Here is a 20,953-nt window from a genome sequence, read left to right on the forward strand (position 1 = left end):
TAAATTATATTTAATTGCATAATTCGCTTGCTTCCTTGAGTATGTTATTTATTCTATTGGAACTCAAACCAACTTTTGACAACCAGATTGGCTTTTTAAGCAAATCTTTCACTGTTATAATGTCCTGCATTAACAACTTGTCTTTTTCTAATCGTGTTAGAGTTGTCAAACAAGTTACAGGATACATTTGATAACTATCTATTTTATTTTTTAAACCGTTTTCAAACGGATAATCCCAACTTAAAAGATGTAAATCACAACACAAACCAAATTTGACAGCATCTTCGGTAAATCGATTATTAGAAATTATCCAGCACTTTTCAATACTCTCATTTTCATTAAAGAGATGTGCTTTTTTACCTTTTAAGTCGTTAAAACGTGATAGAATATACATAGGCACTTTTACATCAGTTTTAGCATCTTGATTGCCGTGAAACTTACATTCAATCATTGCAATTTGATTGTCTAATTTGATCACCACATCAACTTCATGACTAACACATTTTCCGTCTAAAATTAGATTTGTTATTGTTTGAAAACCTTCAAATTCAAATAGTTTGGCGATGTATTTTTCAAAATAAAAGCCAGCAGGCCCTAAATCTTGAATAGCTGTTCTTAAATTGTAACGTGCCGCATGAACATTTGAAAAGCTTTTTAAAAGTTGAAAAGCCAATTTATAAATCTTTTTGGTTGGAATGCCTTCATATAACGCTTTTTCAATCTCGTGCATTACTTGACTGATTATTTTGTCGTTTGCACCTGATTTTAGTAAAGAATTCTTAAGCTTCTCCCTTTCAAAATGCACCAACTCACCGGAAAATTTTGTAACTTTCATATCAAATGAATTTCACTATTAAAGATATGAAATTTATTCGGAACCAGCGTTTTTTTGAATGTAAAAAGCAGGTATAAATAAGAGTAAAAACAAAGGTTGAATTAGAAATCTTCTAATATAAAACAACAAAAAATTATAACTTTCATTAGAAAACTGTAGTAAAATAAAAAAAGCAACAATTAATACAAAAAATAAAAGCAAGTATAGAATCATTGCGAATTTTACAAGTTGTATATCTTTAAGAATTACATATAAAACAAGCAAAGAAAGAGAAGTATTTAATAGATATCGAAATAATAAATTCCAAAACAACGCAAAAGAGTTGTAATCAGGAAATGGCAAATTGAGGTAATCATTTTTAAAATAATTTAAAAATGGGTCATAAAACATTACTGTTTCGTAATTACGCAAAAGTGCAAAACCAAGCAAACAAAGCAGTAGTATAAAAAATCCTTTTTTATCTTGTTGAAGTTGTTTTAGCATAAAAAGAAAATTTATTTACCCAAATTATCCACAATAAAAACACTACACCATAAATTACTAAAGGAAAAACAACCCCATGAAGAATATGCTCATGTTGTGGATAATAAAACAATGCAATTGACAACAGTGCAATCCTAATTATATTTAAAAGATGAATTAGTAAACAACCGGAAAGTATAAAAATCATAGTTGTAATTAATTTTCCTTTGAAAGCCAAAACAAAAGCAACAAATAAAATCATAACACTTACTGCATTACATCCTTCAACAACTCGGGCAACATATTTTTGATTTACAAATAGTTTATAAGACGGTTCCGATTCATGCGGTTGAATTTCGCTCGAATGTCCAAAAAAAACAATTGTTTTTTGAGTTTGTGAGGCAACTACCTCCGTAAATCGATCGTTTTCATTTTTAGCCACATCATATTGACTCAAATAATACTGATAAAGAAGTGTCAAAACAGCATAAGTCAAAAAGAATTTAGCCAAAAAAGTCAAAAAGGGTTTGTATTGCGTAAAATAGTTTTTCAATGGATTGATTTTTAACAAAAATATATAAAAATCAGGTTTTTCAATACTTTATATTTGCAAAAAAATAGCTAATGAAATTTGAGAAACTAAAACCTGGAGTGATTGAAATACTTCAAAAACCGAATATTGAAATCAACGAAAAACTAAAAAATCTTTGCCAATATTTACAAGATAATGTTTCCTACTACAATTGGGTAGGTTATTATTTTGCAAATCACGATAATCAAACATTGCATCTTGGTCCTTATGTTGGTGCAGAAACCGATCACACCGTTATCCCTTTCGGAAAAGGAATTTGCGGGCAAGTTGCCGTTTCTAATCAGAATTTTGTAGTTCCGGATGTTGCTGCTCAGGATAATTATATTGCATGCAGTATAACTGTAAAATCCGAAATCGTCGTTCCGCTTTTTGTGAATGGCGAAAATATTGGCCAAATTGACATTGACAGTCATGCCCTAGATCCATTTACTGAATCAGACGAACGTTTTTTGGAATTTGTAAACAAGGAAGTTGCAAAGTTGTATTAGAAAAAACTTGTCCATCTAAAAAATAAAATTACCTTTGCAACCGAATTAGGAAACACCTATTTCATACATAAAAATCATTTAAAATAATATTGGAATGTATTTAACTAAAGAAACAAAAGCTGAAATCTTCGCGAAACACGGAGGAAAGGCTGAAAACACTGGTTCTACAGAAGGACAAGTTGCCCTTTTTACTTTTAGAATCGCTCACTTAACTGAGCATTTGAAAAAAAATCGTCATGATTACAACACTGAACGTTCATTAGTACTTTTAGTAGGTAAAAGAAGAAGTCTTCTTGACTACTTAAAGAAAAAAGATGTTGTGAAATATCGTGAGTTAATTAAAGAATTAGGAATTAGAAAATAATCAACTAAGGGGCTTTGTGCCCCTTTTTGTTTTACATATTTTAACGTAAAGTTCCCGTTTGCCTTTGGGTAGGGAATAAAAAAGTTTGGTTTTTCATTGGGTTACACAACAACTACACACAACAACACAACGAAACCTAATAATTAATACCAAATTAGAATTTTTATGATTCCAAATGTAACAAAAGAGGTTATCGATTTAGGAGATGGACGTACCATTTCAATCGAAACCGGAAAATTAGCGAAACAAGCAGACGGTTCTGTGGTGGTTCGTTTAGGCGATTGTATGCTTTTAGCTACAGCTGTTTCTGCCAGAACAGCAAATCCAAATGTAGATTTTTTACCTTTAACGGTAGATTATCGTGAAAAATTTGCGGCTGCAGGAAGATTTCCCGGTGGTTTTTTCAAAAGAGAAGCCCGTCCAAGCGACAGTGAAGTATTAACCATGCGATTAGTTGACCGTGTTTTACGTCCGCTTTTCCCGGATGATTATCACGCAGAAACACAAGTAATGATTCAATTAATGTCTCATGACGAAAATGTGATGCCTGATGCACTTGCCGGTTTGGCTGCTTCTGCTGCGTTAGCTGTTTCCGATATTCCTTTTTACAATTTAATTTCTGAAGTACGTGTTGCTCGTCTTGATGGTAAATTTATCATCAACCCAAGTAAAGCTCAATTGGAACTATCTGACATCGACATGATGATTGGTGCTTCTATGGATTCAGTAGCCATGGTGGAAGGAGAGATGAAAGAAATTTCAGAAAAAGAAATGGTGGAAGCCATTAAATTTGCTCACGAAGCTATAAAAGTTCAAATTCAAGCCCAATTGCGTTTACAAGAAGCATTTGGCAAAAAAGAAATTAGAACCTATGAAGGCGAACCTGAAGATGAAACGGTTTATGCCAAAGTAAAAGCAGCAGCCTATGACAAATGTTATGCAATTGCTCAAGCCGCTTCGGGAAAAAGCGAAAGAACTGAAAAATTTGCTTTAGTAAAAGAAGAGTGTAAAGCTTTATTTACCGAAGAAGAATATGCAGAAAATGCAGATTTAGCCGGTCTTGTTGGAAAATATTACTACAAAACAAATAAAGAAGCTGTTCGTAATGTTATCCTTGAAAAAGGAATTCGTTTAGACGGAAGAAAAACAACCGAAATCAGACCAATTTGGTGTGAAATCGATTATTTGCCATCTGTTCATGGTTCATCTTTATTTACACGTGGTGAAACACAAGCGTTAGCAACTGTAACTTTAGGAACTTCAAGAGAAGCGAATCAAATTGACTCGCCATCAGAACAAGGTGAAGAAAAATTCTACTTGCATTATAACTTTCCTCCTTTTTCAACCGGTGAAGCAAAACCGTTAAGAGGAACTTCAAGAAGAGAAGTGGGTCACGGAAACTTGGCTCAACGTGCTTTAAAAAACATGATTCCTGCAGAATGTCCATATACAATTCGAATTGTTTCAGAAGTTTTAGAATCAAACGGTTCTTCTTCTATGGCAACTGTTTGTGCTGGAACAATGGCTTTGATGGATGCTGGCGTTCAAATGGTAAAACCTGTTTCAGGTATTGCGATGGGATTAATTACTGACGGTCAAAAATTTGCAGTTTTATCTGATATCTTAGGTGATGAAGATCATTTAGGTGATATGGACTTTAAAGTTACAGGAACGGCAGACGGAATTACCGCTTGTCAAATGGATATAAAAATCGACGGATTGCGTTATGACATCATGGAGCAAGCTTTAGACCAAGCTCGTGAAGGCCGTTTACATATTTTAGGTAAATTGGTTGAAACGATTGCTACGCCAAGACCAGACGTTAAGAAACATGCTCCAAAAATCATCATGCGTACCATTCCAGGTGCTTTCATTGGTGCTTTAATCGGTCCTGGAGGAAAAGTAATTCAAGAATTACAAAAAGCTACAGGAACAACGATTGTTATTAATGAAGTAGATGAGCAAGGTGTGGTAGAAATTTTAGGAACAGATCCGGATGGAATTGCAGCAGTATTAGCTAAAATTGATTCGTTGATGTTCAAACCGCAAATGGGTGAAGCTTACGAAGTAAAAGTAATTAAAATGTTAGATTTTGGTGCCGTTGTAGAATATACTGCCGCTCCAGGAAATGAAGTTTTATTACACGTTTCTGAATTAGCATGGGAAAGAACCGAAAATGTTACCGACGTTGTAAATATGGGCGATGTTTTCCAAGTGAAATACTTAGGTGTTGATCCTAAAACCAGAAAAGAAAAAGTATCAAGAAAGGCTCTTTTACCAAGACCTCCAAGAGATGAAAATAATAAAATAACACCAAAACAAGGTTAGTAATTTCATTTATTAATTCACAAAACCCTGACTTCTATTTTGAACGTCAGGGTTTTTATTTTTTAAAAAAATTATAGAATGCATAAAAAAATAGTTGTAAAATTAATTCATATGAATTTAACGTTTTAAAATTGTAAAATTTTTAGCTTTTATTAACATTTATATTATATTTGTCTTAATGCCTTGTAATTTTAAAATGAGTTTTAAAAGAACCTACACCATTCTATTTTTTCTATTTGTAAGTTTACTTAAACTTCAAGCTCAAGATTTTGTCGTGAGTGGAAAGCTTATTGACAACAAAGGAGTTACAATTGAGTCTTCTGAAATTTTACTTCTCCAAGACAAAAGAATTAAAGGCTCGGGATTAACTGATTTAAATGGAAATTTCTCGATTTCTTTACCAAAAGGAGTCTATCAATTGCGTTGTTATTATGTTGGTGTTGTTATATATGCCACCGATTTTAATTTAATTGAAGACTTAAATTTAGGCAATTTGATTTCTTTTGAAGACACGAACCAGCTTTCAGAAGTAGAAATAGTTGCCAAAAAAAGAATCATGGAAACCAAAATTGATCGTACTGTATTTAATGTTGAAAACAGCATTAGATCAAGTGGAATGGATGGTTATGAATTATTAAAAGGGACACCGGGTGTGTCTATTCAAGGGAATGCCATAACAATGATTGGAAAAACCAATGTAAGTGTGATGGTTGATGACAGAATTATAACTTTATCAGGAGAAGATTTAAATAATTATTTAAGAAGTATTAGTTCAGAAAATATCAAAAGCATTGAAGTTATAACTACACCACCGGCAAAATATTCTGCGGATGGAAATAGTGGATTACTTAACATTAGACTCAAAAAAGCAATCGATAACTCTTGGGCTGTTACTCTTAGAAGTAGTTATTTACAATCAACTTTTGCAACTTTTGCAACCGGAATAGGTTTTACATATAACAAAAACAAAATAAGTTTATTTACGGATTTTGTAAAACAACAAGGTTCAAACGAAATCACGGAAACAGCAGATACTTATTTTAGTGATGAAAACTGGATAAGCAGAACAAAAAGAGAGGATTTTGTTGATGTTTATAGAGGTATATTTAATTTAGATTACAAACTTACTGAAAAGGCTAAAGTTGGCTTTAAATACATTGGCTTGTTCAACAAACCGGACATTGATGATGTTAACAACACCAAAATCTACGATTCCAATTCGAATAATTTACAAACAACGATTTTGACCAATGGCTTTAACAATTCAACAACAAAAAATAATTCTATCAATGCATTTTATTCACAAGAACTCGATTCAATAGGCAAACGAATGACTTTTGATATTGATTATTTTGAATATCTTGATTCACAAGATCGTATTTTTTCTTCACAAGATTATGATGCTAATAGCAACTTGGGACCTTCATACATTAAAGCTAACAATAAAAGTATTCAAGATTTAAAAAATTATAGTGCTAAAATTGATTTTGAAATTCCTTCAAAATGGGCAAATTTTGGGTTTGGAGGTAGAGTAAGTTGGGTTGACAACACTAGTGACATTAGTTTTTTTGATTTAACAAGTGGCAGTCCGATTGTTGACCCTCAACAAACTAATATTTTTGATTATACTGAAAACACACAATCCATTTATGCTAACTTTTCTAAATCATTAAATGAAAAATGGCAAACACAGATAGGCCTTAGATATGAAAATACACAAACCGTTGGCATAACAAAAGCATTAGATCCTGATTTAAATGAAACCAATAAATTCAATTACAACCAGCTTTTTCCAACCGCTTATTTACTTTATACAGCAAATGAAAATTATTCCATATCTTTGAATTATAGCAAAAGAATTGGCAGACCAGATTTCTACTCTTTGAATCCTTATAAATGGTATTTTAGTCCGTTTTTAATTGTAGAAGGAAATCCTTTTTTACAACCTTCGTTTACAGACAATTTTGAAATCAATCAAAGTTTCAAAGAAAACATAACTTTCAAACTGTATTATTCCAACACAAAAAACGGAAGTTTCCAAATTCCATTAATTGAATTAGACCAAAATCCTCCAATTACTAGAATGTTTAGAGATAATTTTTATGACCAAGAACGTTTGGGAGCGACTTTAACTTATTTGTTTAATAAATTCAACTGGTGGGAAAGCTCCAATACTTTAAACGGCTATAACAACACCACAACTTTTATCAAAACCATACCATCAGATGAAATAAATGGATTTAATTATGCTATCTACACTAATAATACTTTCACTTTAAATAAAAATAAAAACTTTTTTGGAGAAATAAATTTCAGTTATAATGCCCCTGGTTTTAATCTTTTCAATAATTTCACTTCATCACATCGATTAGATGCCGGACTTCGCTATTCATTAAGAGATAAAGGATGGAATTTTGTATTATATGGTTCTGATTTATTAAGATCTACTTTTGTTTATGTAAGCTCTACTTTAAACAACACACCACAAACTCGTTCTATTTATTATGATGATCGCACAATCAGATTATCAGTCAGTTATAAATTTGGTAACCGAAAACTTGGTGTAGCACTGAGAGAATCAGGCAACGAAGAAGAAAAAGAAAGAATAAGATAATTTTTTTAAATTATTTTGTAACATTTTAGGTTTATTGAACGTATAACTACCTGAAACTTTAATAACAAGGAGACAAATTAAATGAGACAACTTAAAATTACCAAGCAGGTTACCAATCGTGAAACCGCTTCCTTAGACAAATACCTACAAGAAATTGGTAAAGTTGATTTAATAACCGCAGACGAAGAAGTAGAATTAGCCCAAAGAATAAAAGCCGGTGACCAAAGGGCACTAGAAAAATTAACCAAAGCAAATTTACGTTTTGTGGTATCTGTTGCAAAACAATACCAAAATCAAGGTTTAACACTGCCCGATTTAATTAATGAAGGTAATTTAGGTTTAATTAAAGCCGCTCAACGTTTTGATGAAACGAGAGGTTTTAAATTTATTTCCTATGCCGTTTGGTGGATTCGTCAATCGATTCTTCAAGCCTTAGCTGAACAATCTCGTATTGTAAGATTACCATTAAATAAAATTGGTTCGATCAATAAAATCAATAAAATGTATGCTTTATTGGAGCAGTCTAATGAGCGTCCTCCTTCAGCAGAAGAAATTGCAAAAGAATTAGACATGACCGTTAATGATGTTAAAGAGAGTATGAAAAACTCCGGACGTCATTTATCCATGGATGCCCCATTAGTTGAGGGTGAAGATTCTAATTTATATGACGTCTTACGCTCAGGTGAATCACCAAATCCTGATAGGGAGTTAATTCATGAATCACTTCGTACAGAAATAGAACGTTCACTAGAAACACTAACCCCAAGAGAAGCTGACGTTGTTCGTTTGTATTTTGGTTTAGGTGACCAACACCCTATGACGCTTGAAGAAATTGGAGAAACTTTTGATTTAACACGTGAACGTGTTCGCCAAATTAAAGAAAAAGCTATCAGAAGATTAAAACATACTTCAAGAAGTAAAATTCTTAAAACCTATTTAGGATAGGCTTTTTAAGTCAATTTTTGTATTTAAAAAAAATAATGTAAATTGCATTCACAAAAATTTGGTATACAAATTGCAATAAAGATACTAAGACTACAAACAGTTTAAACTGTTCGTTTTTTGATTGATGATTGAAACTCCGGCTGATTACCGGAGTTTTTTTTTATTCTAGTTTCTGATATATAATTATCTTTGCAAATCATAACTAACCACAACAAAATCTAAACAGATTAAACAACTACAGCATGAAAAACACCTTAATTGCTCCTTCCGTATTGGCTGCCGACTTTGCCAACTTGCAACGCGACATTGAAATGATAAATAATAGTGAAGCAGATTGGTTCCATATTGATATTATGGATGGGGTTTTTGTTCCAAACATTTCATTTGGAATGCCTGTTTTGGAAGCAATTACTAAGCATGCAAAAAAAACAATTGATGTACATTTAATGATTGTTGACCCAGATCGTTACATCAAAACTTTTGCTCAATTGGGCTCAACAAACTTAACCGTTCATTACGAAGCTTGCACACATTTACACCGCACATTACAAGCTATAAAAGCAGAAGGCATGAAAGCTGGTGTTGCATTAAATCCTCACACGCCAGTTAGTTTATTAGAAGACATCATCAAAGATATTGATTTGGTTTGTTTGATGAGCGTAAATCCGGGGTTTGGTGGACAGTCTTTCATTGAACAAACTTACACTAAAGTAAAGCAATTAAAAGAAATAATCCTTCGCAATAATGCCTCAACTTTAATAGAAATTGATGGAGGTGTAACAAACAAAAATGCTAAACAATTGGTTGATTGCGGTACCGATGTATTAGTTGCAGGTAATTTTGTGTTTAAGGCAGAAAATCCAACTGAAACCATTAGTGAATTGAAAAAAATGCTTTCCTAAAAATAGGAATCTAATAATTAGCATAGTAACTATAAAAAAAGGCTATTCATGTTATTTGAATAGCCTTTTCTAATATGTCCAATTGGATGAGAGCAGTTACTTTGGTATTCTAAATTGTGATTAATATTGTTCGATTAAATATTTTATCAAGTCGGTAGTGGTAACAATACCTACCAATAAGTTACCCTCAACAACTGGTAAAGCATGAAACTCTTTTGTAGCCAAGATTTCTGCAACTTCCTTTATGGTTGTTTCAGGAGAAACTGTAATTAGCTTTTTAGCCATAACTTGTTCAACTGTAAACATATTATAAACAGTTACATCTACCACATCATCATCGTCATCAACTGCATCCACAAAAGAAATGCGAAGTAAATCGGTAAAACTTAACATCCCTACAATTGTATTGTCTTTTACAACAGGAATGTGTCTTATATGATGTTTTTTAAATAAATATTCCGCCTTAGTTAAGTCATCAGTAATATTGAGTTTAACTACATTTTTAGTCATAATTGACGACACTGGAACTTTCTGTTTCATAACTCGAAGTATTTAATTATGAAGCAAAATTGCTTTTATAAATTTACAAAAAAAATGATTTAAGTCAGGCCCAAATCAATTAAATTTTCATAAATAGGTTATATCATATTAAAGATTTATCATTTTTCTTACTTTATTAAAAAGTTCAGGATGCTCTTCTTTGAATTGTTCGGGGGTTTCAAAGAAATGTTCTAAAATTACAGCTATGAACTCAAAATGATTGGTGTAAGCATAAATTCTAAAATAATTGGATGCTACCAATTTATCTAAAACCTCGGGTTTTTCAATGTATTCTCTAATCTTTACATACATTTTTGCAAACTGTAACGAGCTAGCATCTGTTCTTTTTAATCCATGTAAATGAGCTGCATGTGCGAATTCGTGAATTCCTAAATTTAGATTGTCATTTTCATATTCATAGCCGTTAAGAAAATCTTGCCATGAAAAAACCAATGCTTTCATTCTAGGATTAAATTCTCCTTTATGCCAAGCATCATTAACTGTTGAATAATAAATAGAAGGATATAAAATTATTTTATCAAATACATCAAGCAGGTATTTTCGCATTCCGAAAGTTACTTTTACAGCTGTGCCAGCTATCATTAATTTCATTTCATCCGTAACAACTAAATCTTCTTTTGATACAAATTGATAATGCGAAATAAATTTAGCTACTCTATGTTCAAAATAACGCTTTCTTTTTGTGTCTAATTTATTGTAAAACTGGATTTTATTTTTGAGAATATTCCTTTGCTTTTCAGATACAATTTTAGGTGAGATATAAAAATGAATAAAAACCGGCTTGTTAAATAGCTTAAGATGGTAGTGTTCGATTGTATTTAATACAATAGCAAAAAACAAAAACAAAATAAGAAGAATAAGTATTATTAACAAAACGAGTACGACTACCATGAAAAAATAATTGGGACAGTTTTGTAAATATATTAAAAAAATTGAACCTTCAATTTATTACTGCATGCTTACAAACAATAAAAGAAACAAAAACACCAAAACTATTGGAGTATTGTTTCTTTTATTACTTTTTAAAAGTGACCTCGGAGGGGTTCGAACCCCCAACCATCAGAGCCGAAATCTGATATTCTATCCAGTTGAACTACGAGGCCATTTTTTTATTTAGTGTACGAATCTACAACAAATAAAATTATGCTAAAAGCTTTTTAACGATAGTTGAAATAGTTTTCCCATCGGTACTTCCTCCTAACTGTTTTGAAGCAATTCCCATCAACTGACCCATTGATGCCATTCCAGAAAATCCATTCTCAGCAATAATTTGAGCAACTGCTACCTCTACTTCTGCTTCTGTTAATTGTTGTGGTAAGAATTTTTCAATGACAGCAGATTGTAACAATTCCGGCTCAGCCAAATCTTGTCTTCCTTGTTGAACATATATTGATGCACTGTCTTTTCTTTGTTTCACCAAACGCTGTAATAACTTAATCTCTTCCTCAGACGATAATTCGTCTTTTGAACCCGTTTCTGTCAATGCCATTAAAATAGCTGATTTAACCGCTCTCAATGCTTCTAAAGACAATGTATCTTTAGCTCGCATTGCATTTTTTATTTCTTCATTAATTGTATTTTGTAAACTCATGGTTTTATAATTTTATATCCTATTTAAACAGGTTGCAAAGGTAAAAAAAATAACCCGAAAACAACAGTGTCATTTTCGGGTTGAACAAGGTAGGTTAGTTAGTAGTATTAATCTACATTATCGTGTAAAAAAGAATTATTTGAACGCAATTGAATATCATCATTACTGTCTGTTCCTAATGAAATTCTGGATGTGTTGTTTGACATTGGATTTGTTGAGATATCAACTCCACTTCTCTTAAATGCCGGTTCTTTTTCTAACTCTTCTATTCGATTTGAATTGTTATGAAACTTATAATTAAAATCTTTTAATTTCTTTCTTCTTTCATCTGCCCGAAATTTTAAAGTCTCTTCAATTGTCATCTCAAGTGGATTAATTTCTTCATGTGAAGTTGAAAATTTTTCTGTAACAGGCTCAACATTTTTCATAGTGATATTTAATTCTTCCTGGACAGACTCTTCCACTTTTGCTAATACAGGCTTAGAATTTAACAAATCGTTTTCTACTTCCATATATTCTTCTAGAGAGTAACGCACTATTCCAGTTTCATTTAATTCCGTCATAGGAACAACCTGAATAGGACTGTTTACTTGAATTTCATTTGCCGCTGCCGCTGATTGATTTAGGTCAAAAAGGATGGTCTTTTGTGCTTCAGGTTGTTTGTTTTGATTTGTAGGCAAATCAAAAGTAAAAGCAATTTGCTCTCTCTTTTCAACAATAACAAACTCTGGTTCTCTTACAAAAATTTCTCTTATTTCAGAAGTAGTATGTATTAATTGATTTTCAAATGATGGAGAAACAATTTCATAAGTAGTTTCTATGTTTTTTATAGCCTCTGTTGTTTGAACTAAATCTGAAACAGTAGTTGGAGCAACAACCTCCATCTCGTCAACTAATTCAAAAACAATTTTTTCTTCATTTGAAGTTTTAGAAACTACTTCGTCAGATTTAAAATCTGAAACCGTATTAACCACTTTTGAAAGTAAGTCAATAGAATTAGTTAAACTATCTTCAAGTGAATGAATTATCTTTTTTGGCTCAGCATTAACGATGTCTTTTTGTTGCTCAACATTAAAACCCGTAGCTATGATTGTTACAGCAATAGAATCATTTAATGTTTCATCTTCTCCAACACCCATAATTATATTTGCATTGAAACCGGCTTCAGTTTGAATATGATCATTAATTTCACCAATTTCATCAATAGTAATTTCAGAAGAACCAGAAACGATAAGCAACAATACGTTTTTGGCTCCTGTGATTTTATTATCATTCAACAACGGCGAATCCAAAGCAGAAATAATAGCATCTTTTGCTCTGTTTTCTCCTGATGCTGTTGCAGAACCCATAATGGCTGTTCCGCTGTTTGACAACACCGTCTTGGCATCTTTTAAGTCAATATTCTGCGTGTAATGATGCGTAATCACCTCTGCTATTCCACGAGAAGCAGTAGCTAAAACTTCATCAGCTTTTGAAAATCCGGCTTTAAAACCTAAATTTCCATAAACCTCTCTTAATTTATTATTATTGATAACAATTAAAGAATCTACTTGTTTTCTTAATCGCTCAATTCCCGACATGGCTTGTTCTAAACGCACTTTCCCTTCAAATTGGAAAGGCATTGTTACGATTCCAACAGTTAGAATGTCTTTTTCTTTTGCCATTTGAGCAATCACCGGAGCAGCTCCCGTTCCTGTTCCGCCTCCCATTCCGGCAGTGATAAAAATCATTTTAGTATTGGTGTCCAACATTTTTTCAATGTCTTCCATACTCTCCATGGCTGATTGTTGACCTACTTCAGGGTTTGCTCCTGCTCCCAAACCTTCGGTCAAATTAACACCCAATTGAATCTTATTGGGAACCGGGCTATTTTGAAGAGCTTGTGAATCTGTATTACAGACCACAAAATCTACACCCTTAATTCCTAATTTAAACATGTGATTGATGGCATTGCTACCGCCCCCACCTACACCGATAACTTTAATTACATTTGATTGGTTTTTTGGTAAATCAAATGAAATACTTCCAAAATCTGAGTTGCTTATCATAATACTTGGTTTTGCTATTTAATTTTTAAAACAATTTTTGAATTTCAGGCTATTCAGCGTTGTCTAAAAATTCTTTTATTTTTTCTACATACTTGTCAAAAAAGGAACGTTTGATTTTACCTTCAGTCGTTTCTTCTTTTATTTCTGATTTTGGGGCTTCAGGAATACTTTCTTCTTGTTTTTTTACTTCAAATTTTACCGGTTGTTCCATTTCACACATTGGCACGGCACTTTTTGAATTGTTTCCAATACTGTTCATCACTAAACCAACAGCAGTAGCATATAACGGACTTGAAATTTCTTCATCAGAATTTCCGGCCAAGTGTTCATTAGGATAACCAATTCTTGTGTCCATTCCGGTGATATATTCAACCAATTGTTTGATGTGTTTTAATTGTGCACCACCTCCGGTTAAAACAATTCCGGCAATTAATTTCTTTCTTGGATCTTCATGACCATAGGCTTTGATTTCAGCAAAAACCTGCTCAATAATCTCCACTACTCTTGCGTTGATTATTTTTGAAAGATTTTTTAATGAAATTTCTTTTGGATCACGGCCTCTTAATCCAGGAATAGAGACAATCTCGTTGTCTTTATTTTCTCCCGGCCAAGCAGAGCCAAATTTCACTTTTAACAACTCCGCTTGTTTTTCAATAATAGAGCAACCTTCTTTGATGTCATCTGTGATGACATTTCCGCCAAATGGAATTACGGCTGTATGTCTGATAATTCCATCTTTAAAAATTGCCAAATCCGTTGTTCCACCACCAATATCAATCAAAGCCACACCTGCTTCTTTTTCTTCTTGGCTCAAAACAGCATCGGCCGAAGCTAATGGTTCTAATGTCAATCCTGACAATTCAATTCCGGAGCTTTGAATGCATCGACCAACATTTCTAATGGAAGCTGCTTGACCAACAACCACATGAAAACTACTTTCTAATCGACCACCATACATTCCGATAGGTTCTTTGATTTCAGATTGACCATCAATTTTAAATTCTTGAGGTAAAACGTGAATAATTTCTTCACCCGGAAGCATTGCCAATTTATGAACTTGATTGATTAATTGTTCAATATCTTTATCGCCAATCACTTCATCAGGATTAGGTCTACTAATGTAATCGCTATGCTGAATACTCCTAATGTGTTGACCTGCGATTCCAACCACAACATCTTTGATGCTATAACCTGATTTTTCTTCAGCTTCTGTTATTGCCGCTTGGATGGATTGTATGGTTTGTGTAATATTATTCACCACACCACGATGTACTCCTAAACTTTTAGATTTACCAACACCTAAAATTTCAAGTTTTCCGTATTCATTTTTCTTGCCAATCATTGCTACAATTTTTGTTGTACCAATGTCTAAACCTACTGCAATGTTTTGTTTTTCCATACTTCGTGTTATTTTGTGCAAACCACTTGTTGCGAATATTTCAAATCAATTTTTTTGTATTGATATATCGAACTATCTTGAATTGCTTTGTAAAAAAAAGCTTCGTAATTTTTAAATTTATCTTCAAAAGCTAACGATTTTCCAAAATCAATCACATAATCAAAGTTTCTATTCTTCATCATCAACTGACCTGTTGGCAATATTTGAACTCCAATGATGTTTTTTTTCAAAAATTCGGAATCATAAATATGCCGTAATAAATCAATCAGTTGAGACAATTCGTCTTGACTATTCATGCCTGAAATTAGTGGAACTCTTGCTGAATGAATGTCTGATAACGGCATTTTTGTTCCCTCATAATCAATATAGTATGACTCATTAGCATTAAAAACTCTAGCTATTGGCGTTTTTTGTTTTACTACTGCTTTTAAGACGCCATCAATACTAACATAGACTTGAGATTTCTCAACCATGTCATGCTGATTTATGGCAAATTCCAAACTATTCAAATCTAACGCAACTTTCCTAATAGCTGAAGCATCTTTTTTATTTTCTATTAACAATTTATTAACCGTTTCATGAGTTACAAAAAGTTGGTCTTCTCCAACAAATTCTACTATAGATTTTGTTAATTTTCGTTGTTCATTTCGCTTTGTAGAAAAGGCAAAAAGAAATACAACCAATCCTAAAACCAGCAACAAACGCAAATTGGTCCAGTTAAAATGTTTTTTCATACAATGCTTTTTTAATTGGATCTACTAATTCACCTATATCACCTGCTCCAATTGTAACATAAACTGTAGCGTCACTCATTACTAATGCCTGCAACAATTCGTCTTTTTGTACAATTTTTTTATTGGAATTAATAATTTTAGACAACAACCAAGAAGAAGTAACTCCTTCAATTGGCAATTCTCGAGCCGGATAAATATCTAATAAAATTATTTCGTCAAAAACTTGCAAACTTTTTGCAAAACCATCAATAAAATCACGAGTTCTTGAATATAAATGCGGTTGAAAAACAGCTACAACTTTTTTGTTTGGATACAACTCTCTAACAGCATTATGAACCGCTTCAATTTCTGTTGGATGATGAGCATAATCATCAATATAAATTAAATTTTCTTGTTGAATTTGGTAGGAAAATCGCCTTTTAATTCCGGCAAATGATGCTAATGAATTCACAATTTTTTCTCTAGATATTCCATACGAATTTGCCATTGAAAAAGCCATTAATGCATTCATCAAGTTATGTTTTCCGGGTAGTTTAAACTTTACGCCCGAGATATAATCTGTTGGAGTTTTTATATCAAAAACATAAGCACTATTTTCAATTCTTATATTTAAAGCTTGAAAATCTGCATTTTCATTAATTCCGATGGTGGTTCCCGATAAAGGAAGACCAATAGGAACAAATAATCTTGATTTATCTTGAATTTTATTGGCAAATTCAACAAAAGAAGCTTCAATTGAGGCACAATCGCCATAAATATCTAAATGATCTGCATCCATTGAAGTCACACAGGCCATATCAGGATGTAAATGTAAAAATGACCTGTCAAACTCATCGGCTTCAACTACTGTTATTGATTTTCCGTTTCCAATTAAATTGGTGTTGTAATTTTCTACAATTCCTCCCAAAAAGGAAGTAGCATCTGCTCCACTTTCATACATTATATGACCTAAAATACTGGAAGTTGTTGTTTTTCCGTGAGTCCCGGCAACTGCAAAACAAAAAGTATCTTTGGTAATAATTCCTAAAACTTCAGCTCTTTTTTTAATGGTAAAATCTCGCTCCATAAAATAATTCCATTGTGAATGTGTCACCGGAATTGCAGGAGTTATAACCACCAAAGTGTTTTCTACAAAATAATCAACTGGAATTAAACTGATTGCATCCTCAAAATGAATATTCATTCCGGTCGCAATCAAATCGTCTGTAAGCGATGTTGCTGTTTTGTCATAACCGGAAACATTTTTTCCAATAGAATGAAAATAGCGTGCAATTGCACTCATTCCGATGCCTCCGATACCTATGAAAAAAACATTATGTATTTGATTAAGATTCATTTATGTAATTAATTTTTTTATTTCTGCAACAATTTCTTTAGTTGCATTCGGTTTGGCTAATTTTTTACAATTAGCACTTAATTCCTTCTGTAATAATTCATCAGAAAACAATGAATTCAATTGTTTTTGAAATTCCATCTCCAGATTTTTTTCTTCAATTAGCAAAGCTCCTTGCTTATCAACAATTGCTCTTGCATTTTTGGTTTGATGATCTTCGGCAACGTTGGGAGATGGTATAAAAATTATTGGTTTTCCCACCAAACACAATTCTGAAACCGATGAAGCTCCTGCTCTTGAAACAACAAAATCAGCTGCTGAATAAATCAAATCCATTCTATCAATAAACGCAACAACAGTAACATCTTCTCTTTCGTTAAAATGTTTGTATTCTTCAAAATACAATTTTCCGCATTGCCAAAAAACTTGAACACCGAAGCCTAAAATTGCATCAATTTCTTTTGCAATTAGTTGGTTAATTCGTCGCGCTCCTAGACTTCCTCCCAAAATTAAGAGTATCTTTTTTGAAGGATTCAGGGAAAAATATTGCATTGCTTCTTCTCTATTTCCTTCTGAAGAAATCAAATCCTGACGAACCGGGTTTCCTGTTAAAACAATTTTATCTTTTGGAAAAAAACGTTCCAAATTTTCATAAGCTACACAAATCCGATTGGCTTTTTTACTCAACCATTTATTGGTAATTCCCGGATAGGAATTTTGCTCTTGAATTACCGTTGGTACTCCAAGAACAGATGCGGCTTTTAATAAAGGGCCGGACGCAAATCCGCCGGTTCCTATCACTACATTAGGCTTGAAATCATTTACTATTCGCAGTGATTTCAATAAACTTTGAGATAATTTCAACGGAAATAACACATTGTCAAACGTTAATTTTCGTTGAATTCCGGATATCCACAACCCTTTTATTTCATAACCTGCTTGCGGTACTTTTTGCATCTCCATTTTATCTTTTGCACCCACAAACAAAATTTCGCAATCGGGAAACTCTAACTTCAATTCATCAGCAATAGCAATGGCCGGATAGATATGTCCACCCGTTCCGCCGCCACTAATTATGAATTTCAGTTTCTTCATTCCATTATTTATTTAACACCGCATTCATTGGATTATCTTCAATGGAATAATCCTCACCTTCTTTTACATCAGATTCAGACGCTTCATCATCTTTGATTTGCTTTTCTATCAATTTTTGAAGAGCAGCATCTCTTTTTGCTTTATCTGCATTTTCTGCAGCAATCTCTTCGTCTTTTTTAGTAACATTCAAAATGATTCCTATGGCTAAACACGTTACCCAGATTGAACTCCCTCCACTACTAATTAAAGGTAGAGTTTGTCCTGTTGTTGGCAGTAATTCAACTGCAACTCCCATGTTTATCATGGCTTGAAAAACAATAGGAAAACCTAAACCAACCACCACTAATCGTCCAAAAAGTGTATTTGCTTTTTGAGCTGTAACAATGATTCTAAAAAGTAATAAAAGATAAATTCCAAGAATAGCAAACCCTCCTACCAAACCAAATTCTTCTACAATTATTGCATAAATAAAATCTGATGATGATTGGGGCAAGAAATTTTTCTGCACGCTTTTTCCGGGTCCTAATCCATAAATTCCACCTGTTGCAATGGCGGTTTTGGCTCTTTCAATTTGATAAACCTCGTCAGGATCTTTAACTGAATTATCTGAATATCTTGTAATTCTGTTTTCCCAAGTTTCAACACGTTCAAAAATATGAGGGACTTTATCAGGATTAACTGCTTTCAAAACTTTGGCAACTCCAATAAATGAAATTAGCAACAACAATCCTGAGGCAAATATTATTCCAAGATACTTCAAAGGGTATTTTCCAATAAAAACCAACATGGAAACCATCATAAACATAAAGGCTGCCGTAGAAAAATTGGCCGGTAAGATTAATATCAATGTTAGTCCCACCGGAATCCATAAATCAACAAAAGACGATTTGAATGTGATTGGTTCTTTGTGTGTTTTTGACAAATAACGAGCCACAAAAACCATAAGAATAATAAATGCAAACGTTGAAGGCTGTAATGAAATACCGCCAATTTCAACCCATCGTCTGGCATTTCCTTTTTCCACCCCAAAAAACAAGGTATAAGCTAATAAAATCCAAATAAACGGTAATAAAAATCGGGATATGCTTCTATAATAATGATAGGGAATTCTATGAATTTGATAAATGACAAAAAACCCTAATGACACGTGAATTAAGTGTTTTACCAAGTAACCAAGTGTATTTCCGGTTCCGTGTCCGGCATAAGCTAAATTACTACTCGCACTAAAAACAGGCATAAACGAAAACAGAGCCAAGAGAGCAACCAATGCCCAAATAACTTTATCTCCTTTTATGTGTTTTAAAATTGTTTTCATAATTTATAAAATGACTATAAATTTCTAACTGCTTGTTTAAATTGACGGCCTCTGTCTTCATAATTTTCAAATAAATCAAAACTTGCACAAGCAGGTGATAACAAAACAGTATCTCCTTTTTCAGTTAAATGTTGAGCTGTTCTAACCGCATCGTTCATGCTTCCCACCTCAACCATTACATCTACCACATTTCCAAAGGCATCAATAATTTTTTTATTGTCAACACCCAAACAAATAATTGCTTTCACTTTTTCACGAACTAAAGGCATCAATTCAGAATAATCATTTCCTTTATCAACACCCCCAACAATCCAAACTGTTGGTGTGTTCATACTATCTAGGGCAAAAAAGGTAGCATTCACATTAGTAGCTTTACTGTCGTTTACATACAGCACGTTTTGAATTTTTAGAACTTTCTCTAAGCGGTGTTCAACACCTTGAAAATTGGAAAGGCTTTCGCGAATAGTTTGTTTTCTGATTCGCATTAATTGAGCTACTGAAGCAGCTGCCATTGCATTTTTCATGTTGTGTTTCCCCTCAAGAGCAATGGATTTTGTTTCCATTGTAAATTCTTCTTCGTTGATGTAAAGTTCCATAGTGTTTTGATTTAAATAGCCTCCTTTTTGATTTTTGACTAATAGCGAAAAAGGAATCAATTGAGCATTAGTTTTGTTGTTTAAAAGCCAGTTTTGAATTTCTTGATCATCGGCATCATAGATTAAATAATCTTCTGACGTTTGATTTTTTGTTATTCTAAATTTAGAATTTATATATTTTTCATACTTGTATTCATAGCGATCTAAATGATCGGGACTTATGTTTGTGATAATAGCGATATGTGGTTTATAATTGATTATTCCATCCAATTGAAAACTACTTAACTCCAACACATAAACATCATAATTTTCATCTGCCACTTGCCATGCAAAACTTTTACCAATATTTCCAGCTATACCTACATTTAATCCCCCTGATTTTAGTAGATGATATGTTAGCATTGTTGTTGTGGTCTTTCCGTTACTTCCAGTAATTCCAATGGTTATAGCATCGGTAAATTGTGATGCAAATTCAATTTCTGAAATAACAGGAATGGCTAAAGCCTTTAATTTTTTTACAATTTCAACTTTATCCGGAATCCCCGGACTTTTCATCACAACATCAGCATTCAAAATTTTTGATTCTGTATGCTTTGATTCTTCCCATTTAATGCCGTTAAGCGTCAGAACTTCTTTATAATTTTCTTGAATCTTTCCAAAATCAGAAAGAAACACATCATACCCTTTTTTCTTTCCGAGAATTGCGGTTCCAACTCCACTTTCGCCTCCGCCTAAAATTACCAATCGCATC

At 32.8% G+C, this 20,953-nt stretch carries 19 protein-coding genes and 1 tRNA gene; 6 read left to right on the forward strand and 14 right to left on the reverse strand.

Translation table 11 applies throughout. The features are described from left to right. Positions 1–10: 10 nt before the first annotated feature. The 3 genes from B3L86_RS11725 to xrtF are packed head-to-tail and all read right to left on the reverse strand — an operon-like array spanning position 11 to position 1,850. Positions 11–835 (reverse strand): ATP cone domain-containing protein, encoded by an 825-nt coding sequence (locus tag B3L86_RS11725; protein WP_291119313.1) that lies wholly within the window; start codon positions 833–835, stop codon positions 11–13. A 33-nt stretch (positions 836–868) separates the two neighbouring features. Then, positions 869–1,318: an exosortase F system-associated membrane protein gene (locus tag B3L86_RS11730; RefSeq protein WP_291119316.1), complete on the reverse strand. Its 450-nt coding sequence runs from the start codon at positions 1,316–1,318 to the stop codon at positions 869–871. Next, positions 1,293–1,850, reverse strand: a complete 558-nt coding sequence (gene xrtF / locus B3L86_RS11735) for an exosortase family protein XrtF (RefSeq protein WP_291119319.1) — start codon at positions 1,848–1,850, stop codon at positions 1,293–1,295. The genes B3L86_RS11730 and xrtF overlap by 26 nt, the downstream gene beginning before the upstream one ends. A gap of 71 nt (positions 1,851–1,921) precedes the next feature. Between xrtF and B3L86_RS11740 the strand changes: the two genes are divergently transcribed. From B3L86_RS11740 to rpe, 6 genes are all read left to right on the forward strand, one after another. Continuing rightward, positions 1,922–2,377: a GAF domain-containing protein gene (locus tag B3L86_RS11740; RefSeq protein ID WP_291119322.1), complete on the forward strand. Its 456-nt coding sequence runs from the start codon at positions 1,922–1,924 to the stop codon at positions 2,375–2,377. A gap of 94 nt (positions 2,378–2,471) precedes the next feature. Beyond that, complete coding sequence (gene rpsO / locus B3L86_RS11745) at positions 2,472–2,741, forward strand: 30S ribosomal protein S15 (protein ID WP_112086130.1); 270 nt, start codon at positions 2,472–2,474, stop codon at positions 2,739–2,741. A 165-nt stretch (positions 2,742–2,906) separates the two neighbouring features. Continuing rightward, positions 2,907–5,069, forward strand: coding sequence for a polyribonucleotide nucleotidyltransferase (locus tag B3L86_RS11750; RefSeq protein ID WP_291119325.1), 2,163 nt, complete (start codon positions 2,907–2,909; stop codon positions 5,067–5,069). A gap of 196 nt (positions 5,070–5,265) precedes the next feature. Then, positions 5,266–7,683: an outer membrane beta-barrel family protein gene (locus B3L86_RS11755; RefSeq protein WP_291119327.1), complete on the forward strand. Its 2,418-nt coding sequence runs from the start codon at positions 5,266–5,268 to the stop codon at positions 7,681–7,683. Positions 7,684–7,764: 81 nt separating this feature from the next. Continuing rightward, positions 7,765–8,628: a sigma-70 family RNA polymerase sigma factor gene (locus B3L86_RS11760; RefSeq protein ID WP_007804760.1), complete on the forward strand. Its 864-nt coding sequence runs from the start codon at positions 7,765–7,767 to the stop codon at positions 8,626–8,628. A gap of 242 nt (positions 8,629–8,870) precedes the next feature. Next, positions 8,871–9,530 carry a ribulose-phosphate 3-epimerase gene (gene rpe, locus B3L86_RS11765; RefSeq protein WP_291119329.1) on the forward strand — a complete coding sequence of 220 codons (660 nt, stop codon included), beginning with the start codon at positions 8,871–8,873 and terminating at the stop codon, positions 9,528–9,530. Positions 9,531–9,650: 120 nt separating this feature from the next. Here the strand turns inward: rpe and B3L86_RS11770 are convergent, their stop codons facing one another. From B3L86_RS11770 to murD, 11 genes are all read right to left on the reverse strand, one after another. Then, positions 9,651–10,070, reverse strand: a complete 420-nt coding sequence (locus tag B3L86_RS11770) for a CBS domain-containing protein (RefSeq protein ID WP_291119332.1) — start codon at positions 10,068–10,070, stop codon at positions 9,651–9,653. 108 nt (positions 10,071–10,178) lie between these two features. After that, a complete protein-coding gene (locus B3L86_RS11775; RefSeq protein ID WP_291119335.1) occupies positions 10,179–10,982 on the reverse strand; it encodes a zinc-dependent peptidase in 804 nt (267 codons plus the stop codon). Positions 10,983–11,120: 138 nt separating this feature from the next. Further along, positions 11,121–11,194: transfer RNA gene (locus B3L86_RS11780), tRNA-Arg, on the reverse strand. Between the two features lie 38 nt (positions 11,195–11,232). Then, on the reverse strand, positions 11,233–11,682 hold the full coding sequence (locus B3L86_RS11785; RefSeq protein WP_291119338.1) for a GatB/YqeY domain-containing protein: 450 nt from the start codon (positions 11,680–11,682) through the stop codon (positions 11,233–11,235). A 107-nt stretch (positions 11,683–11,789) separates the two neighbouring features. Next, positions 11,790–13,730, reverse strand: coding sequence for a cell division protein FtsZ (ftsZ, locus tag B3L86_RS11790; RefSeq protein WP_291119340.1), 1,941 nt, complete (start codon positions 13,728–13,730; stop codon positions 11,790–11,792). Between the two features lie 49 nt (positions 13,731–13,779). After that, positions 13,780–15,129 carry a cell division protein FtsA gene (gene ftsA, locus B3L86_RS11795; RefSeq protein ID WP_291119343.1) on the reverse strand — a complete coding sequence of 450 codons (1,350 nt, stop codon included), beginning with the start codon at positions 15,127–15,129 and terminating at the stop codon, positions 13,780–13,782. 8 nt (positions 15,130–15,137) lie between these two features. Beyond that, entirely contained in the window at positions 15,138–15,863 is a 726-nt protein-coding gene (locus tag B3L86_RS11800) for a cell division protein FtsQ/DivIB (protein WP_291119345.1), read from the reverse strand. After that, entirely contained in the window at positions 15,847–17,199 is a 1,353-nt protein-coding gene (gene murC, locus B3L86_RS11805; protein WP_291119348.1) for a UDP-N-acetylmuramate--L-alanine ligase, read from the reverse strand. Before murC ends, B3L86_RS11800 begins: the two co-directional genes overlap by 17 nt. Further along, on the reverse strand, positions 17,200–18,291 hold the full coding sequence (gene murG, locus B3L86_RS11810; RefSeq protein WP_291119351.1) for an undecaprenyldiphospho-muramoylpentapeptide beta-N-acetylglucosaminyltransferase: 1,092 nt from the start codon (positions 18,289–18,291) through the stop codon (positions 17,200–17,202). Positions 18,292–18,295: 4 nt separating this feature from the next. Then, the gene (locus B3L86_RS11815; RefSeq protein WP_291119354.1) at positions 18,296–19,606 is read right to left on the reverse strand and encodes an FtsW/RodA/SpoVE family cell cycle protein; all 1,311 of its coding nucleotides are present in this window, start codon (positions 19,604–19,606) and stop codon (positions 18,296–18,298) included. A 14-nt stretch (positions 19,607–19,620) separates the two neighbouring features. After that, positions 19,621–20,952 carry a UDP-N-acetylmuramoyl-L-alanine--D-glutamate ligase gene (gene murD / locus B3L86_RS11820; RefSeq protein ID WP_291119357.1) on the reverse strand — a complete coding sequence of 444 codons (1,332 nt, stop codon included), beginning with the start codon at positions 20,950–20,952 and terminating at the stop codon, positions 19,621–19,623. Position 20,953: the final 1 nt, after the last annotated feature.

The organism is Flavobacterium sp. UBA6135 (genome assembly GCF_002428305.1).
Classification (GTDB): domain Bacteria; phylum Bacteroidota; class Bacteroidia; order Flavobacteriales; family Flavobacteriaceae; genus Flavobacterium.

Excerpts from the sequence above, each read along its gene's own strand:
- B3L86_RS11755 (WP_291119327.1), top strand. The coding sequence starts at position 5,266 with ATGAGTTTTAAAAGAACCTACACCATTCTATTTTTTCTATTTGTAAGT.
- B3L86_RS11775 (WP_291119335.1), bottom strand. The coding sequence starts at position 10,982 with ATGGTAGTCGTACTCGTTTTGTTAATAATACTTATTCTTCTTATTTTG.
- B3L86_RS11800 (WP_291119345.1), bottom strand. The coding sequence starts at position 15,863 with ATGAAAAAACATTTTAACTGGACCAATTTGCGTTTGTTGCTGGTTTTA.
- B3L86_RS11815 (WP_291119354.1), bottom strand. The coding sequence starts at position 19,606 with ATGAAAACAATTTTAAAACACATAAAAGGAGATAAAGTTATTTGGGCA.
- rpsO (WP_112086130.1), top strand. The coding sequence starts at position 2,472 with ATGTATTTAACTAAAGAAACAAAAGCTGAAATCTTCGCGAAACACGGA.
- ftsZ (WP_291119340.1), bottom strand. The coding sequence starts at position 13,730 with ATGATAAGCAACTCAGATTTTGGAAGTATTTCATTTGATTTACCAAAA.
- rpe (WP_291119329.1), top strand. The coding sequence starts at position 8,871 with ATGAAAAACACCTTAATTGCTCCTTCCGTATTGGCTGCCGACTTTGCC.
- B3L86_RS11750 (WP_291119325.1), top strand. The coding sequence starts at position 2,907 with ATGATTCCAAATGTAACAAAAGAGGTTATCGATTTAGGAGATGGACGT.
- murC (WP_291119348.1), bottom strand. The coding sequence starts at position 17,199 with ATGAATCTTAATCAAATACATAATGTTTTTTTCATAGGTATCGGAGGC.
- B3L86_RS11725 (WP_291119313.1), bottom strand. The coding sequence starts at position 835 with ATGAAAGTTACAAAATTTTCCGGTGAGTTGGTGCATTTTGAAAGGGAG.
- B3L86_RS11740 (WP_291119322.1), top strand. The coding sequence starts at position 1,922 with ATGAAATTTGAGAAACTAAAACCTGGAGTGATTGAAATACTTCAAAAA.
- ftsA (WP_291119343.1), bottom strand. The coding sequence starts at position 15,129 with ATGGAAAAACAAAACATTGCAGTAGGTTTAGACATTGGTACAACAAAA.
- murG (WP_291119351.1), bottom strand. The coding sequence starts at position 18,291 with ATGAAGAAACTGAAATTCATAATTAGTGGCGGCGGAACGGGTGGACAT.
- B3L86_RS11730 (WP_291119316.1), bottom strand. The coding sequence starts at position 1,318 with ATGCTAAAACAACTTCAACAAGATAAAAAAGGATTTTTTATACTACTG.
- B3L86_RS11770 (WP_291119332.1), bottom strand. The coding sequence starts at position 10,070 with ATGAAACAGAAAGTTCCAGTGTCGTCAATTATGACTAAAAATGTAGTT.
- B3L86_RS11785 (WP_291119338.1), bottom strand. The coding sequence starts at position 11,682 with ATGAGTTTACAAAATACAATTAATGAAGAAATAAAAAATGCAATGCGA.
- B3L86_RS11760 (WP_007804760.1), top strand. The coding sequence starts at position 7,765 with ATGAGACAACTTAAAATTACCAAGCAGGTTACCAATCGTGAAACCGCT.
- murD (WP_291119357.1), bottom strand. The coding sequence starts at position 20,952 with ATGCGATTGGTAATTTTAGGCGGAGGCGAAAGTGGAGTTGGAACCGCA.